13 protein-coding genes are annotated in these 16,492 nt (G+C 43.0%); 9 read left to right on the plus strand and 4 right to left on the minus strand.

Features of this window, described 5'->3' with window-relative positions:
* Positions 1 to 52: 52 nt before the first annotated feature.
* Positions 53 to 1,303, plus strand: coding sequence for an ROK family transcriptional regulator (locus ACLOAU_RS24970; protein ID WP_427864636.1), 1,251 nt, complete (start codon positions 53 to 55; stop codon positions 1,301 to 1,303).
* Positions 1,304 to 1,515: 212 nt separating this feature from the next.
* Here ACLOAU_RS24970 and ACLOAU_RS24975 read toward each other — a convergent pair whose 3' ends face one another.
* Together ACLOAU_RS24975 and ACLOAU_RS24980 are read right to left on the minus strand one after the other, a co-directional pair.
* Positions 1,516 to 2,247 (minus strand): LytR/AlgR family response regulator transcription factor, encoded by a 732-nt coding sequence (locus ACLOAU_RS24975; RefSeq protein WP_427864637.1) that lies wholly within the window; start codon positions 2,245 to 2,247, stop codon positions 1,516 to 1,518.
* An 11-nt stretch (positions 2,248 to 2,258) separates the two neighbouring features.
* Entirely contained in the window at positions 2,259 to 3,953 is a 1,695-nt protein-coding gene (locus ACLOAU_RS24980) for a sensor histidine kinase (RefSeq protein WP_427864638.1), read from the minus strand.
* Positions 3,954 to 4,592: 639 nt separating this feature from the next.
* Between ACLOAU_RS24980 and ACLOAU_RS24985 the strand changes: the two genes are divergently transcribed.
* The 8 genes from ACLOAU_RS24985 to ACLOAU_RS25020 all read left to right on the plus strand — a co-directional run bounded on the left by ACLOAU_RS24985 (position 4,593) and on the right by ACLOAU_RS25020 (position 13,044).
* Positions 4,593 to 6,023, plus strand: coding sequence for a PL29 family lyase N-terminal domain-containing protein (locus ACLOAU_RS24985; protein WP_427864639.1), 1,431 nt, complete (start codon positions 4,593 to 4,595; stop codon positions 6,021 to 6,023).
* 117 nt (positions 6,024 to 6,140) lie between these two features.
* Entirely contained in the window at positions 6,141 to 7,418 is a 1,278-nt protein-coding gene (locus ACLOAU_RS24990; RefSeq protein ID WP_427864640.1) for a PL29 family lyase N-terminal domain-containing protein, read from the plus strand.
* Positions 7,419 to 7,715: 297 nt separating this feature from the next.
* Complete coding sequence (locus ACLOAU_RS24995; RefSeq protein ID WP_427864641.1) at positions 7,716 to 8,006, plus strand: hypothetical protein; 291 nt, start codon at positions 7,716 to 7,718, stop codon at positions 8,004 to 8,006.
* Between the two features lie 12 nt (positions 8,007 to 8,018).
* Complete coding sequence (locus ACLOAU_RS25000; RefSeq protein WP_427864901.1) at positions 8,019 to 8,201, plus strand: cupin domain-containing protein; 183 nt, start codon at positions 8,019 to 8,021, stop codon at positions 8,199 to 8,201.
* Positions 8,185 to 8,355, plus strand: coding sequence for a hypothetical protein (locus tag ACLOAU_RS25005; protein ID WP_427864642.1), 171 nt, complete (start codon positions 8,185 to 8,187; stop codon positions 8,353 to 8,355). The genes ACLOAU_RS25000 and ACLOAU_RS25005 overlap by 17 nt, the downstream gene beginning before the upstream one ends.
* Before the next feature lie 20 nt (positions 8,356 to 8,375).
* Positions 8,376 to 8,933: a cupin domain-containing protein gene (locus ACLOAU_RS25010; RefSeq protein WP_427864643.1), complete on the plus strand. Its 558-nt coding sequence runs from the start codon at positions 8,376 to 8,378 to the stop codon at positions 8,931 to 8,933.
* A gap of 401 nt (positions 8,934 to 9,334) precedes the next feature.
* A complete protein-coding gene (locus ACLOAU_RS25015; protein WP_427864644.1) occupies positions 9,335 to 11,764 on the plus strand; it encodes a TonB-dependent siderophore receptor in 2,430 nt (809 codons plus the stop codon).
* A 134-nt stretch (positions 11,765 to 11,898) separates the two neighbouring features.
* Positions 11,899 to 13,044, plus strand: a complete 1,146-nt coding sequence (locus ACLOAU_RS25020; protein ID WP_427864645.1) for a PepSY-associated TM helix domain-containing protein — start codon at positions 11,899 to 11,901, stop codon at positions 13,042 to 13,044.
* A 157-nt stretch (positions 13,045 to 13,201) separates the two neighbouring features.
* Here the strand turns inward: ACLOAU_RS25020 and ACLOAU_RS25025 are convergent, their stop codons facing one another.
* Entirely contained in the window at positions 13,202 to 14,833 is a 1,632-nt protein-coding gene (locus tag ACLOAU_RS25025; protein ID WP_427864646.1) for an arylsulfatase, read from the minus strand.
* Between the two features lie 30 nt (positions 14,834 to 14,863).
* On the minus strand, positions 14,864 to 16,492 hold the full coding sequence (locus ACLOAU_RS25030) for an arylsulfatase (protein WP_427864647.1): 1,629 nt from the start codon (positions 16,490 to 16,492) through the stop codon (positions 14,864 to 14,866).

Here is a 16,492-nt window from a genome sequence, read left to right on the forward strand (position 1 = left end):
TGTTTTTTAAATTTTTATATAAAGTTTTGCAAGATCATAAATATTTTAATAAATGAACTTACAACTGCTTGCACGTAACCCGCTTACCTACAAAAAACCGAATGACAAACAAACATTAACCAGCTATAAACTTTTAAAGCTTTTACATGTCAATGGCCCTATTCCCGTAACTGCTTTAACTAAAAGCCTTGACATCAGCACTCCTGTACTATCGGGCATATTATCGCGCCTGTTAAAAGAAAAATGGATTGAAAAGAAAGGCAAAGGAGATTCGGCAGGTGGCAGAAGACCAGACCTTTACGTGCTGCGTGATCATTCTTTTTTCACTATCTGTATTGACGTGGAGCTATTTGCCACCCGACTGGCTATTGTAGATAACAATTTCAATATTGTAACAGCCATTGAAAATGTGGCACTCCACCTGGGCAATAGCCGAAAGGACTTTTGCGAAAGCATCCGGAAAGCGGTAAAGTCGCTTCTGGCTTCTGTAAAGACAGGAAAGGATCGCATAATCGGATGCAGCATAGGCATGCCCGGACTAACATCGCAGAGCCTGGGAGAGAATTACACCTACCTGCTCGACCAGGCAGACCATTCGCTGCAATATGACCTTGAACAGGCTCTTAAGCTACCTATAGTCATTCAAAATGATGTAAAGGGCGCCGCCCTGGCCGAGCTCAGGCATGGACTTGCCCGGGGAAAACAGAATGTACTGGTGCTGCTGATGGACTGGGGTGTTGGATTAGGCATTATTATGGATGGCCAGGTAAGACGGGGCAGCTGGGGCTTTTCGGGAGAAATTGGGCATATTCCTTTTGTAGAAAACGGAGAATTGTGCTATTGTGGCAAAAGAGGTTGCCTGGAGACAGTAGCTTCAGGACTGGCATTATCTAAGATTGCAAGAAAAGATATATCAACAGGTACTACGTCGATCCTAGGCAAGCTCTCTTCCAAAGACATACAGGAGCTGGCGCCCAGCCATATTATAGACGCCGCCAATAAGGGTGACCAATATGCCATACAGTTGCTTTCGGATATAGGGGCCAATATCGGCAAAGGTACTTCTACCCTAATTCAATTATTTAACCCGGAACTGATCATACTTAGTGGAAAAATAGCGGAGGCCAAACAATATATTACCCTACCTATGCAACAGGCCATTAATACTTATTGCATGACTCAGGTAAGAGAAAAGACGAAGATCATTTCTTCTAACCATCCCGAGCATTTCAGGATGTTCGGCTATGCCACTAACGCCATTGAGTGTTTTTTTGATGCTACTATAGAGTTGGTACAACGGTAACCCACTCCTAACATACTTAAGGTATCTACAACTGATAAACAGAGCGTTCCCGGTTTTATTGCTGCTGAACCCTCCGCCGTTGTGTTTACTGTTGTACTCCCATTTGAATAGTAAAGTCTGCTTTAGCTCTGGAGATTTGTAACAAGATGAAAACTATTGTGCTATATTCATCTTTCTATGTTCGGATAATTGGCTATTTCTAAAAGCAACTTTCACAACCACCCGTATTTACTCATAAACAGTTCTTTTTGGTTACGCGAAACAGGAACGGCTGTATTATTACTAAGAGTAATTAACCCTTCGTTCCTGTTGAAACCTTTTACCTGGTTGAGGTTAATAATATACTGCCTGTGAACCCTCAAGAAATGTTGCTGCTCCATAACTTCCTGTACATCTTTTAAAGTTTTTGCTACTACAACCTTTTTATTATCTGTTAGAATAAGCGTTGAATAATTATTACTTGCCTCAATGCATATTATATCATTAAAATCGATAAACACTACGCCGTTATTGCCAGGTACAGCTATTTTAGTAATACAACCCTGTTGCAACTGCTGATAAAGGTACCCAAACTGTTCCGTACGCACTCTTTGCTGCGATTCTGCTTTTGAAATCGCTACTGACAGGTCTTCCACATTTACCGGCTTTACAAGATAATCGAGAGCATTAAATTTAAATGCTTTAATGGCAAACTGGTTATAGGCAGTAACGAAAATAATACTGAAATCGGTTTTAACTAATCGTGACAACAATTCAAAACCATTCATTACCGGCATTTCGATATCTAAAAAAACCAGCTGAGGTTGTAAGCTTTCGAGGTTCCTGAGTGCTTCAACCGGGCTGGTAAAAGTGGCCATTACATGCACTTGCGGAAAATGCTGCTTTAAACGCAATTGCAGTAGTCCTATGCTGTCTGGCTCATCGTCAATAATGATAGTTTTCATAAGAGACTATTTTAATTTAGTGGCATTGATAATATCACCTCGGTTCCCGCCGGTTCGTTGCCTGAAAAAAGATCCTTGATAGCAACGGTTACATTGGCATGATAAAGCGTATTGACAATATCTACACGTTGTTGCGTAATGTCCATGCCGTAGGATTTGTTTTTTACAGCAGCATTTCGTTTTAGTTCGGAAGCTCTTGCTCTTCCTATGCCGTTATCAGTTATTTTAACCGATAGCTGGTTGTTATGGGTAACTGCTTCAATAATAATATTTCCACCCTCCGGCTTATGCATCAACCCGTGCCAGATAGCATTTTCAACAAAGGGTTGTATCAGCATAGGTGGTATTTCTATGTAATGCGCATCTACATTACCATCTATGTTTATTTTGTATTGCAGCTTGTTCTTAAACCGCATCTGTTCCAATTCGAGATAAAGCCGGAGCATTTCGAATTCTGACTTCAAAGTAATCCACTCATTTTTTGAATTGTCGAGTACCATCCTCACTAACCTCGAAAAGCGGGACAAATAGTGGCCGGCGGCCTCTGCATTATTTTGCGCCGTGTAAAGCTCGATAGAATTCAGACAGTTGAATATAAAGTGTGGATTCATCTGGCTACGTAACATCTGAAGTTCCGACAACATTTTTTTTAGTTCTACATCCTTTTTTTCTTTCTCCAGCATTTTTCTTTTATAGCCCAATCCCAATGCAAAGAAAAAGAGTTCGCCAAGCGCGCCCATTTCCAGATAGGTAACCGGTGCAAACTTAAAAGAGACAAAATTATCTGCATAATTATTAAAATAAACCTGTAAAAGACCTCCCGCAATTATAAATAAAGAACCAATAATAATGTAGCGGCTTTGCTTTTGCCGGTTCCATAAAGGAAGCAAAAAAACATTAATAATAATAATGGCGATAAAAGGAAGAAAAGTCACCCACATTCCAAAAGGTATCGCAAAAAACAAACGTGGTGAAAAGATATTTATTAAAAGACTTATCAGTAACGATATCATCTGTACCCATAATAAGCCGTTTATGATCCACCACCTGATTGTTTGCCTGCTAATGTTGATAAAAGAGGTTATAAAAAGATTATAGCAAATGCCCACGAGCAGCGTATAATAACCTACGCTGGTATGAAAATAAGTGGGAATTAGCTGTGAAATGATCCTCGCATTATTGTTCATTTCAATTGAACGCTCTATATATAAAAAAAGAAAGAAACCATATAAAGCATAGAAAAGATAGGATCTGTCTTTGTGCACCAGAAATTGCGCAAACATAAAAACGCTTAAAATAAATATGCCTCCCAAAAGTAATAGCTGGATGACAAAAGCCGGCTTTTTCTCTTTTTCTTTATCCAACACCATAGCAGCGTATTTCTCTGCTGAGAATAAAAGTGGCCGTAGGGCGCTTTGTAATTTATACAGGTCAGCCGTTTCAACTAAGAATAGCCTTTTTTCATTTGCAGCTAAAAGAAGCGGGACGCCATATTCAGGAGTGAATCCGCTGTGAGCATAGGAAAAAAATCCTGCTTCTCCAATTTGAAGTCCTGCATTTTGTGCATCCCAAACCCGCAGCCACGGCCTTACATCACTATATAAAAACAGTTTTACCGGTACACCGGAAACATTTTCAATACAAAGCTGTATGTAAAATTTAATATAGCCGGTACTTCGCATTTTCAATAATGCCTTTTGGTCCAATTCCGTAATTTTTCGCGCCGGACCATTAAAAAAATTTGTACAGGCGCTATCAGTATAAATAAAACAATATGCAGCAAGATCGGCCTCTTCAAAATTTTTATCAATGCGTATAACGCTGCATTCTGCCACCAAGGATGAATGAGGCGTTGCATAGCAACAGGCGCTGTACCAAAGCAATATGACAATTAGCAGGTTTTTCAATGATGCTGTATCTAAAACAAATCTACCCCTTTTATAAAAAACATAGCAACCGACTTACTGAACGTCATTTTCTTTATGTCAATGGAAGGATTTATTTAGGCAACGGTTCTTGGACCTGCTAAATTCTATACAGTGCGAAACAGCGAAGTGTTTTATATTACTCAATAAATCTTCCATTCGCCCTCAAAATGTTGCTGCCGGCTAAATAGTCTTATACCCGCATAAATAGCCGGTATACCTTAGCTTATAAGTATCAAATACGGATCGGTACTTCCGGCTGTTTAGCAATTCAAAATTCAATTGGTCGATTTGTTTTTTTCACAGACAGCCTGCTGCTTTAGTTTCTGGTTGTAAACAACCCCAAATAAAATTCTTCAACTGTAGCTAATACCGTGTCTTAGCTTTTTAATAAACTTCAAACTCAGAAAAACAATACTCATGAAAAAAATCATCTTCTTCTCCTTTCTGTTATGGGCTTTTGCTTCCTGTCAAAAAAAAGACATCAGGGAACTACGAAGTGAACTCAGCAAACAGAAAGACCTGATTGCCCAACTACAAAATACCATTACTGCCATTAACACCGATATTAAAAGCCTGCAGGCGATTACCACTGCCCTTCAAAACAAAGTAAGCGTAAGCAGCTATACCGCTACCAGCACGGGCTACCTGCTTACCATGAGCAACGGCACTACCATTGAGCTTAAAAACGGGCTTAATGGCACCAACGGCACTAATGGTACCAACGGCGCTGATGCCCCCCGCATTGGCGTAAAACAGGATACTGACGGGCAATACTACTGGACCATCGGCAGCGACTGGCTATTACAAAACGGGCAAAAAATAAGAGTAACCGGTAATAATGGTGCAAACGGCACTAATGGAGCCAATGGAACCACACCCCTGTTAATGGTAAATGCCACCAGCAACCAATGGATGGTAAGCTATGACAATGGCAACACCTGGAGTGTGATAAAGGATGGCAATGGCAATCCTATTGCGGCTACAGGGCAACAGGGACAACCCGGCCAAACAGGACCACAAGGCCCTGCCGGACCAGCAGGCGTAGCAGGCTTTAATATTACAGAAACAGATACAGCCATTATTATTACTTACGGCGGAAGTACTTATACACTGCCTAAAGGGGGTAGTACGGGTACGGGCACAATAAACAAAATAATATTTGCCACCGAAAGAGCCGCCGGAGGAACATTCAGCTTATACATAGACGCTGCACTGGAAGACCGCGCTGATGTGTGGATAGATTTGAATAATGATAAAAAACAGGATGCCGGGGAAAAAATAAATAATTTTGGTTTTGGCATTACAAACGCTAATGAAATCACCGTCGGCGTTACTAACACCATGACGATTTATGGAAATGTAACAAAATTGGGTCTAGCATATGCGTCCGTTAGCCAACTTGATGTATCTAAAAACATTGCATTAAAAACCTTGTATTGTAATGTTAATAGTCTCACGACACTCGATGTATCTAAAAACTCTGCATTAACGGATTTAAAGTGCAGCTATAACAATCTCACCGCACTCGATCTTTCTACAAACACCGCATTAACTAATTTAGACTGCAGCTACAACGAACTCACTACACTCAATGTCTCAACAAATACCGCATTGACTATTTTTTCATGCTACTATAACCAGATAAAAGACGCGAACATGACAGCATTGATTAATAGCTTACCCAATTCGGAAACCTTGAGCAGAGAAGCTTTCATTATCGGCTACCTTCCTGGCGGAAGCGGCGGCATCCCAGACCAAAATACCATGCCGACATCAACCGCACTAAATACGGCTAAAGCAAAAAAATGGAAATTGCTCAATAGCTATTACTGGTTGCTCAACCCTTAAAGAAGTAGTTTGTATAAACAAGGTACAGGTATTATAATAGCAAGGGTATTGGGGACCATTGTAAATGCCCTTGCTTACACTTTACTGCAGCCCGCAGGGCTGATAAAAATAAAAATTATGAAATCAAAAACACTACTCACATTGCTGGTATTACTAGTGCTAAGCGCCTGCCAGAAAAAAGATATTGATGCGCTGAGAAACGAAGTGAACGATCTTAAAAGTCGTGTAACCAGGCTGGAAGACGCCGCTAAAACATTGAACACGGATATCGCATCTTTAAAAACCATTGCCACCGCGCTACAGGCCAAAATAAGCGTGGTAAGCTATACGGCTACTGCCACCGGCTACGAGCTTACCATGAGCGATGGCAGCAAAATAAATCTCAACAATGGCAAGGATGGTATTAATGGCACCAACGGCACTAATGGTAAAGACGGTATTAATGCGCCGGTGATTGGTTTGAAGCAGGATGCAGATGGCAATTATTACTGGACCATCGGTGGGGACTGGCTATTACAAAACGGCCAGAAAATAAAGGCCAACGGAACGAATGGCACTAACGGCGCCAATGGAACAACACCGCTTTTAATGGTAAATGCCACCAGCAACCAGTGGATGGTAAGCTATGATAGCGGCAATACCTGGAGCGTGATAAAAGATGCTAACGGCAACCCTATTGCTGCTACAGGCGCTACCGGGCAACAGGGACAACCCGGCCAAACAGGTCCACAAGGCCCTGCGGGACCAGCAGGTGTACCCGGCTTTAGCATCACGGAAACAGATACGGCTATTGTTATTACTTATGGCGGTAGTACCTACACGCTGCCTAAAGGCGGTAGTGCAGAAACAGGCTTACCTAGAATAATACTGGCTACTTCAAAAGCCTTGGGCGATAAGGTTAGAATTTCCGTGAATGCAGAACTGGCAGACCGTTCACGGGTATGGATAGACCTAAACAATAATGAGCAGCAGGATGCAGGTGAAAAGATTAATACGTTTGGCAGCTATGCAGAATATACACTAACGACATCAAAAACCCTTTCATTTTACGGCAAAATAACTAAGTTAAATTGTACCAACAACCTAATAGTTGCTTTGGATGTATCTAAAAATACAGCCTTAACTAGCTTGGATTGTAATGATAACCAACTTACGGCTTTGGATGTTTCCAAAAACACATTACTAAACACGCTCAATTGCTACGAAAACAAAATAAATAGTGCGGAGATGGTTAATTTGATTAACAGCCTGCCTTTGAGCACCACGGGAGGTTTCGCAATGATTTTGGTCTCTTCAGCAGGTGAAGGAAATGCTACACCAACTTCCGCATCCATCAGCGCAGCTAATGCCAAAAACTGGTCATTATATAAAGGATTTACAGAGCTAACGCCATAGCTGTTGCCATTTGCCCGGTTCATGCCTTTGTAAGCGCATGGCCGGGTTTAACAATAGTGATAACAGTAGCAACAAACGATGCAAAAAGCAGAAGGTAATGCAACAGCATAACCCTTATAGCTGATAAAACTAATGAATTACCAACCCCCTATCACCTATTTAAGCTATTGCTGTGCTGGCATTTATGCAATAGTTTTAACAGATATAGACAGGCTAACATATTTCGTGGTTTCTCATCAGGCATACTAAACATTCATCATCTCTGTCGGTATGATACCGCTATTCAAAATTAAAAAAATGAAAAGAAAAAATTTTTTGACTACTGCATTGCTGGCACTACCGGCTCTGTCTTTTGCTCATCCATCAGATGTTAATCAAAAGAAACCCAGTGTGGGCAATGCCGCTAAAAAAGGATTTATAGTAAAAACCACTGAAAGCCGCTTCAATGGCCGGCAAACAACGCCCAAAGAAGCTTTTTTACATTGCAAAATATCCTCCACCGATACAGAAGGGAATCTATTCATTCAAACATCCACACCCCATCTCTTTAAAATGAAGGGAGGGCCGCCACCACATGTACACCAATAAGAGGATGAAATCATCTACATCGTATCCGGTGAATTTATTGTACATATAGAGGGTAAAGACATTCCTGTTACAACCGGCGATACCGTTTTTATCCCCAAAAGACCCCTGCACACGATAACGAATCCGATTGAAAATAACCCGGGAACAGTGATGGTAGTGGTGCAACCTGCTCCCCAAAATGAACAGCGTGTTTAATCTCACTACCGATAAAAGAGGCCTCTGGACATTAAAACCGATGGATCTCACCAATGCCGGATGGGAGGAGAATTTTACCATTAGGGCTGTGTCGGAAAGCCAATCGGTATTGGTTAATGTGTTCGATCACACCAAACCTGTATTGATTGATTAATACACCCTTAAATATAAAAAATGAAAAGAAGAAATTTTCTGACAGCTACCACCCTATCCTTACCTGCGATGGCACTACCCGCTTTGGGTAATGATGTAGCTGCAAAGCCCAAAACCATGGCAAAAGGGTTTTTTATCCGCGCCAATGAAAGTCGTTTTGGTAGCGAACAAAAAGTGATGAACAATGATTTACTGCGCTGTGTGATTGCCAACAGCGATGCGGGTAGCCAGGTGTTAATGGGCACTACCATGCCTGCCTCACTCAAACAGAAAGGCGGGCCACCGCTGCATATTCACAAGGACCAGGAAGAAATATTCTTCGTGGTTTCAGGAGAATTCCTAATCCAGATTGGCGAAGAAGTGTTTACAGCCAAAGCCGGCGACGCAGCATTTATACCCAGGGGAACACCACATACCTTTGCCAACCCCATTGAAAATAATCCGGGCACACTCATCGCTATGCATGTTCCGGGAACGGCTCAAATGGAACATTATTTTCAAAATATCGCCAAAGGCATTTTTAAGGAGGAAGCAGCAACAGATCTTTCGGTGGTGGGGCCGCCCATCAGCTTACCATAAAGAGATGCTGTGGTAAATAGAAATAAACATTTAATGGCTGGCGGATGACAGCACCAGCTCCATCATTTTGTTCGATTGGCAATATCACTCCTTCGGGTTTCTACCATCATGCCAATCCTCCCGAATTGGCGAAAACACAGTAAACTACAAGCACTATTCTTTTTAGGCATGTAGCAACTTATTATTTTGCCGGGCACTCCCGGCTACATAGCTCAACCGAACATCCGGGGATAAACAAAAAACGTTATGTCCCTTTTTATTGTTAAACCAGTCAGTTTCAATAGCAATACCTTCCGTGGCAAACCTACTATCCAAAAATCTTCCGCTTTCTGTAAAAAAATTCCGTATCTCGAAAACAATTCCTCCACAGGCCTTTTAGCTTCGCGGTCGAAATTTTTATTATGACAGCGATTAAATCATTTTTAGGAGTAATAGCCTTGTTGCTTATAAGCGTCACCGCAGCCCTGGCCCAACAAGGCACGGGCAAAATCACGGGAAAAATAACCACCAGCGATAATAATGAGGCGCAGGGAGTTACCGTAGAGTTAACCGGTAAACGGCAGTCCACGATTACTAATGAATCGGGATATTTCAGTTTTAATAAACTGGCGCCGGGTAACTACACTGTTCGTATTTCACTGATAGGTCACGATGATACAGAAAGACAAGTGACTGTTACAGCAGGACAAACCAGCCAAATAGATTTACAGCTGAGCATCAGTGCTACCAACCTGAATGAAGTTGTTGTTGTTGGACATAAAAACGGCATCAACGTTAATACTGCGTCCAACTCATTACGTGTGCAAACCCCGCTGATAGAGTTGTCGCAAAATGTACAGGTAGTAACCTCCAAAGTATTGGCTGACCAGCAAATCATCAGCATGAGCGACGGATTGATCCGCAATGTAAGCGGTACTGCGCGTTCGGAACATTGGGGAGACCTGTATACCAATATCGTTTCAAGAGGTTCTCAGATCCAGGCATTTAGAAATGGCATGAACGTAGTAGCTTCCTACTGGGGTCCATTAACCGAAGACATGAGTTTTGTAGACAGGATCGAATTTGTAAAAGGCCCTGCCGGCTTTATGCTAGCCAACGGAGATCCGAGTGGCTTGTATAATGTGGTCACCAAAAAACCTACTGGAGCAACCAAAGGTGAAGTTAACTTTACTTTGGGAAGCTTTGATTTGTACAGAGGAAGCCTCGACCTGGACGGAGCGCTGAGTAAAGACAAAAAATTATTATACCGGTTGAATGTAGCGGCTCAGAACAGGGGCTCTCAGCGTGACTACGAATACAATAACCGCTTCGTAATAGCGCCTGTCATTTCTTACCAGCTTGATGACAAATCAAAACTGACACTTGAATATAACGGCCAGTTTGCCCGTATGACAGAAGTAGGCTCCTATTATGTTTTTTCCAGGAAGGGCTACGGCACTTTTCCTGCGCATTTTACTTATACCAATCCAGGACTTCCACCAACAAAAATTAATGATCATAGTGGCTACCTCACATTTGAACATAACTTTTCAGACAACTGGAAACTCACGGCACAAGGCTCTTATTTTGGTTATGATCAAAAAGGAATGAGCTCATGGCCTTCTTACCTGGCGCCTTCCGGTGACAGCCTGATCAGAAATATAGGTATATGGGATGCAAAAAGTACCATGGCCATGGGCCAGGTATTTTTAAACGGCACATTCAACACCGGCTCTATAAGACATCGCGTTTTGGCCGGTATCGATGCAGCCAATAAGAACTATTATGCCGACTGGGGACAAAGCCATGACCTGGATACCATTGGTGCCCTGTTCGATCCTTATAATCCCACTTACGGCACCCCGGTAAATGGCTATCCTGTTTTTGACCGTACCCAGCCGATTGAAGAACGGGCCGTTGCGGCAGGAGGTATTCAAAAGCAGCGATACTCAAGCATTTATGTGCAGGATGAAATTGCATTCTTCGAGGAAAAACTTCGCTTAACACTTGCAGGCCGCTACACAGATGTAAGCCAGGTATATGGCGTGGATGTTGAATACTCTAAGGCAAAACGCTTCACGCCAAGAGTGGGCTTAAGCTACTCCATCAATAAATCATTTTCGGCTTATGCATTGTACGACCAGGCCTTTACGCCACAGGCGGGACGACTGTTTAATGGTGGAAAGATAAAACCCATCACCGGAAATAATTGGGAGCTAGGTTTAAAAAAGAATTGGTTTGAGGACAGATGGTCAACCACCTTATCGGTATATCGCATCTTAAAACAAAACGAATTAACCGGCGATCCGGTACACAGTTCCCCCAGCCAGGGCTACAGCATGGTTTTAGGTGAGAAGGTAGCCAGAGGGGTTGAATTTGATGCCAGGGGCACCATTGTTCCCGGGTTTACGGCTATTGCCAACTACGCCTTTACAGATGCAGAGGTTACCAAAGTTTCCGAGGGAGCCGTGGGTTACACGGAAGGACAGCTGCTTCCCGGCTATGCAAAGCACACTACAAATGCATGGTTATCTTATGAAATTCAAAAAGGAGGTTTACAAGGCCTGGGTATTAACGGAGGTTTTACTTCTTTAATCGATCGTTATACAGGCTGGTCTACCGAAGGTCAGCAGCTGCCTGATTATTTCAAAGTGGATGGAGGTATTTTTTATTCAAGGAATAAATACAAAGTAACACTAAATGTGTTCAACATACTGGATAAATACCTGTTCTCTGGTTCTTACTCGGCCAGCCCTACCGTGCCCGGAGACTGGAGCACATCTGCTGAAGCTTATTATTACCAGGCAGAGCCTCCAAGAAATGTAAGACTGTCGATTACCTATTCTTTTTAACCATCCGGTTAATACGTTTAAATTTGAAGAGGCAATCTTCAGAATGACGGGAGCAGACAGGTGTAATTAATATCAATCATTGTAATTGAGGCTGTCTACCGCCGGACAGCCTCAGTCTTGTTTAAGGAAACTATATGACGTTTAAGAAAACTATTGGAAAGCTACACTTGTGGCTGGGTCTTGCCTCAGGCATTGTAGTTGTATGGCTCGGCATTACCGGCTGCATCCTCGCTTTTGAAAGAGAGATCAGTCATGCTACGCAGGCCTACCGCTTTATCGATCGGCCGGGCAATTCTTATCTCCCTCCCACTGTATTAAAAGACTCTGTAGATAAATACCTGGACGGCAAAGAAACTGTATCCATCGAATACCTGGGCACCAAAGATGCAGCACTGGCTTATTATTACGACGAGAAGGTTTATTACCAGATATTCGTAAACCCCTACACCGGCTGCGTGCAAAAGGTAAAAGATATGAGCAGCGATTTCTTCAGGGTTATCACTATGGGGCACTACGAACTTTGGCTGGGGCAAACGGGCCGGATGATCATATCTGTTGCAACGCTCATTTTTCTGATCATGATGATCACCGGTATCATACTCTGGTGGCCCAAAAATAAAGCAGCAGCCAATCAGCGTTTCCGGTTTAAATGGAAGCCTACCACCAAATGGCGCCGGAAAAATTACGATGTCCATAATGTACTGGGCTTTTATATGACCTGGGTTGCAATATTCCTGGCTATAACCGGCCTGGTGATGGGGTTTGAATGGTTTTCCAAATCGGTATACTTTGTTACTTCAGGCGGCAAAACCATGCCCGAACATGTACACCCTCTTTCTGACAGCACACTCGCAGGATCGGTAGACAAACAGAAGATGGTCAACACCGTTTGGCTGGATTTGATGAAGCAAAAGAAGAGTGACAACAAAGTAGGTATTGTATTTCCCCACGATCATGCTGATGCGCTGGAAGGCTATGTCAATCACAACCTGGACAGCTATTTCAATGCAGATTTTTATCACTATGACCAGTATACCGGGAAGGAGCTACCAACTCATGGTGTGTATGCAGGTACATTTGCATCAGCTCCGCTATCTGATAAAATAGCGCGTATGAATTATGATATACATGTAGGCGCTGTGTTGGGTTTACCTGGTAAACTACTGGCTTTCTTCGCCAGCTTAATAGCCACCAGCATGCCCATTACCGGTTTTCTGGTATGGCGGGGCAGAAAGAAAAATCAAAAGAAGCGGCGTCCAGTAATCAAGCCAGCTTCATAAGAAAGGGCCTGCTCAAAAAGCAGACCCCGACCAATTAAATGTACTTATCTGAAACACTGACCGCGACTATGCTGAGGTTTGTGTCTCCACAAATCAGCTGGACGCATGTCAATAAAATTGATGTCGGTTTATTATTAAATATATTTATCCCTAAACACTAAAAGAATCCGCCTCTTCCTACAGGTTCCTGAACCTTGCTCTTGCGGAATTCTTTCATGGAGGGCGGCTCCTTATCCTCAAGCTGTGCAAAGTCTACAACACCGTTGTTTTTTGCCCATTGAAAATAGGCAGTAGAAAGCCGGCTAACTATCTCGTGATTGTTCCTGGCAACATTTTCCGATTCCGCCTTATCTTTTGTAAGATCGTATAGCTCCCAGGTATAAGAGGGCCAGTGTGATACCAGTTTCCATTGTCCCCACCTTACAGCTCTGTTACCCGCACGTTCCCAAAAAAGAGGTTCGTTTCGGTCAGCTGCGTTTTTGTTGTCGAATAAAACCGGCAGCAGGCTGACGCCCGGCAGCTCAAAGGACTGGACATTATTATATTGTTTGGGGTACTTTGCCCCGGCAAGCTGGTATAAGGTTGGCGCAATGTCGATGATATGTCCTGTTCCCCGGGCAATACGCCCCTGTTTGATTTTACCCGGATACCAGGCTATAAACGGAGAATTAATTCCTCCTTCAAACAAATAATCTTTAAACCCTCTTAGTGGTGTATTGGACAGGTAAGACCAGTTTTTACTTTGAGATTCGTTAGATCCTGTAGTACCCACTGTTCTCGTATTTTTTGTAGCTCCATGATACCAGCGTACCAGGTCTTCTGCCGGTGCGCCATTATCAGAAATGAAGATAATAATCGTATTGTCGAGCTTTTTCAACTGATCCAGTTTTTTCGTCACCTCTCCTACACCCTGATCCAGCTCATCTACCATAGCAGCGAAAACCTCCATTTTTTTAGCCCACAGTTGCCGTTGATCGAAAGATAATTTATCCCAGTCATAAATATCTTCATCCTTTTTTGAAAGCTGCGCGTCTCCGGGCACTATACCCAACTCCTTTTGCTTTTTAAAGCGCTGCAAACGTAATGCATCCCAGCCCTGTGCATATTTCCCTTTGTACTTTTCAATGTCTTTTTGCAATGCTACTAATGGCCAGTGGGGCGCTGTATAAGCCAAATAAAGGAAGAATGGTTTGTTTTGCTGCGCTGCTGTATCCAGGAAATTCAGCGCATTCCTGGTGATCAGATTCGTCTGAAAATTTTCGGCTAACGGATACCCTTCTGCATCTGTTTTCACCTCTCTTACACCCGGAGCTCCCGAATTAGCTGATTGTTCATTTCTCGGATAAGTATATTGAAAGCCCCGCTGCCAGGGTAAACTTTTGCCTTTGCCAGACACATGCCATTTACCGGAAGTGATAGTTGTATAGCCATTATCCTTTAATACTTCGGCTAATGTAAGAGACTGGTCATTGATATACCCCTGGTAGGCGGGCAATCCCAGGTCATTAGAAAAATAGCCTACTCCGGCTTTATGCTGGTATTGACCTGTAAGCAGCGAAGCCCTGGTTGGTGCGCAGATGGAATTATTATAAAATTCCTGAAGACGTATTCCTTCAAATGCCAGCTTATCCAGATTAGGAGTTTGAATTTCAGAGCCATAAGATCCCAGGTCAGCGTATCCGAGATCATCAGCAACAATAAGAACGATATTGGGGCGGCTTCCTTTTTGCTGCGCGAACAGCTGGCCAGTTATTGATAGTAGTATAAAAATTGAAAAGTATTTTTTCATTTGTTTGTGTTTGATATGGAAATAAAGTATTTACAGGCGTCTTTCGCCACCTCCTAAATTGCTTTGAGGCCGTAAACGGGAATAATCAACAACGTCATTTTTCAAAGCCCATTCATTATATAAATGTTTTAGTCGCTCTACTACAGCTGGATGAAGTTTCGAGAGATCCTTATTTTCGGCACGATCGGCAGACAGGTCGTACAGCTCATACTTCCGGGGAGTATTGGCCAGTTGAACCAGCTTCCATTTTCCCCACCGTACGGCAAGATTCCCTCCCCGCTCCCAGTATATCGCATCCTTTCTGCTTACGGTATCTGCTTTACCTGATAGTACCGGCACTAAACTCTGTCCCGGCAATGCATTTACCTTCAAACCATGATAAGCAACAGGATATTTTACACCGGCTACTTCATACAGGGTTGGGCCGATATCAATTAAATGACCGGTACCTTTAACAATCTTATCTGCCCGAACAGAACCCGGCCACCAGGCAATGAAAGGCGCGCTGATGCCACCCTCGTATGGCGTACCCTTATAATTGCGCAATGGCGAGTTACCTGTTTGAGACCAGTTACTGTTTTGCACCTCATAAGAGCCTGCAGACCCCACCGGACCCGAGGTACGTTGCGTGTACAATCTTAAATTATTGCCGCCCTGGGCGCCGTTATCAGATAAGAAAACAATTAAAGTGTTCTGATCCTTTTTCAATTCTTTTAACTTGTCTAACAGTCTGCCAATACTCTGATCTACGTGATCAATCATAGCAGCGTACACTTCCTGCCGGTACTGCCAGTATTGCTGTTCGTCATAGGTAAGCTTATTCCATGGCTGCAGCACAGTATCACGTGCCGCCAAAGCCTGGTCCCGATCCATCACACCTTTAGCAATCGCCTGCCTGTAACGGCGAACGCGCAGGCTATCCCATCCATCCTTATACACATCTTTATAGGCCGCAATGTCTGCGGGAACAGCCTGTAAAGGCCAGTGTGGCGCGTTAAAAGCAAGGTATAGGAAAAACGGCTTTTTCTCTGCCGACTGCTCATCCAGGAATCCTAACGCATTATCAGTAATCGCATCGGTAAGATATTTATCCCTGGGCAGGTAATAAGGTTGGTTATTACGGTATAACTGTACATCGGCATTAACTGAATCATTTATTTCATAATAGTTGCTGGCGCCCCCTATAAACCCAAAAGAACGTTCAAACCCGCGCTGGGCCGGCCATTGATCTTTATCATCACCCACATGCCACTTGCCCGATAAAATAGTACTGTATCCTCCCTGCTGCAATACTTCGGCGAGGGTAAGAGATTCTTTATTCAAAAAACCCTGGTAAGCCGGTAAGCCCAGGTTTACATTAAAGTAACCCACTCCTGCTTTATGAGGGTATTGCCCTGTGAGCAACGAGGCCCTGGTTGGTGCACAAATTGAATTATTATAAAACTCTTTAAAAATGGTCCCTTCTTTCGCCAGCCTGCTGATGTTAGGCGTTTTCAGATCCAGTCCTCCGTAAGGTTCAATATCGGAGAATCCCAGATCATCTACCAGGATGAGTACAATATTGGGTTTGGGCTTTTGTTGCGCAAATGATGTAACGTAAAAGCCAACAGTTAGAAAGTATACTATACCTCTTTTCAGATAATACTTAAATGTTCTCAT

The organism is Paraniabella aurantiaca (assembly GCF_050309965.1).
Taxonomy (GTDB): Bacteria; Bacteroidota; Bacteroidia; order Chitinophagales; family Chitinophagaceae; genus Niabella.

Excerpts from the sequence above, each read along its gene's own strand:
- ACLOAU_RS24970 (WP_427864636.1), top strand. The coding sequence starts at position 53 with ATGAACTTACAACTGCTTGCACGTAACCCGCTTACCTACAAAAAACCG.
- ACLOAU_RS24975 (WP_427864637.1), bottom strand. The coding sequence starts at position 2,247 with ATGAAAACTATCATTATTGACGATGAGCCAGACAGCATAGGACTACTG.
- ACLOAU_RS24985 (WP_427864639.1), top strand. The coding sequence starts at position 4,593 with ATGAAAAAAATCATCTTCTTCTCCTTTCTGTTATGGGCTTTTGCTTCC.
- ACLOAU_RS24990 (WP_427864640.1), top strand. The coding sequence starts at position 6,141 with ATGAAATCAAAAACACTACTCACATTGCTGGTATTACTAGTGCTAAGC.
- ACLOAU_RS24995 (WP_427864641.1), top strand. The coding sequence starts at position 7,716 with ATGAAAAGAAAAAATTTTTTGACTACTGCATTGCTGGCACTACCGGCT.
- ACLOAU_RS25005 (WP_427864642.1), top strand. The coding sequence starts at position 8,185 with ATGAACAGCGTGTTTAATCTCACTACCGATAAAAGAGGCCTCTGGACA.
- ACLOAU_RS25010 (WP_427864643.1), top strand. The coding sequence starts at position 8,376 with ATGAAAAGAAGAAATTTTCTGACAGCTACCACCCTATCCTTACCTGCG.
- ACLOAU_RS25015 (WP_427864644.1), top strand. The coding sequence starts at position 9,335 with ATGACAGCGATTAAATCATTTTTAGGAGTAATAGCCTTGTTGCTTATA.
- ACLOAU_RS25020 (WP_427864645.1), top strand. The coding sequence starts at position 11,899 with ATGACGTTTAAGAAAACTATTGGAAAGCTACACTTGTGGCTGGGTCTT.
- ACLOAU_RS25025 (WP_427864646.1), bottom strand. The coding sequence starts at position 14,833 with ATGAAAAAATACTTTTCAATTTTTATACTACTATCAATAACTGGCCAG.
- ACLOAU_RS25030 (WP_427864647.1), bottom strand. The coding sequence starts at position 16,492 with ATGAGAACATTTAAGTATTATCTGAAAAGAGGTATAGTATACTTTCTA.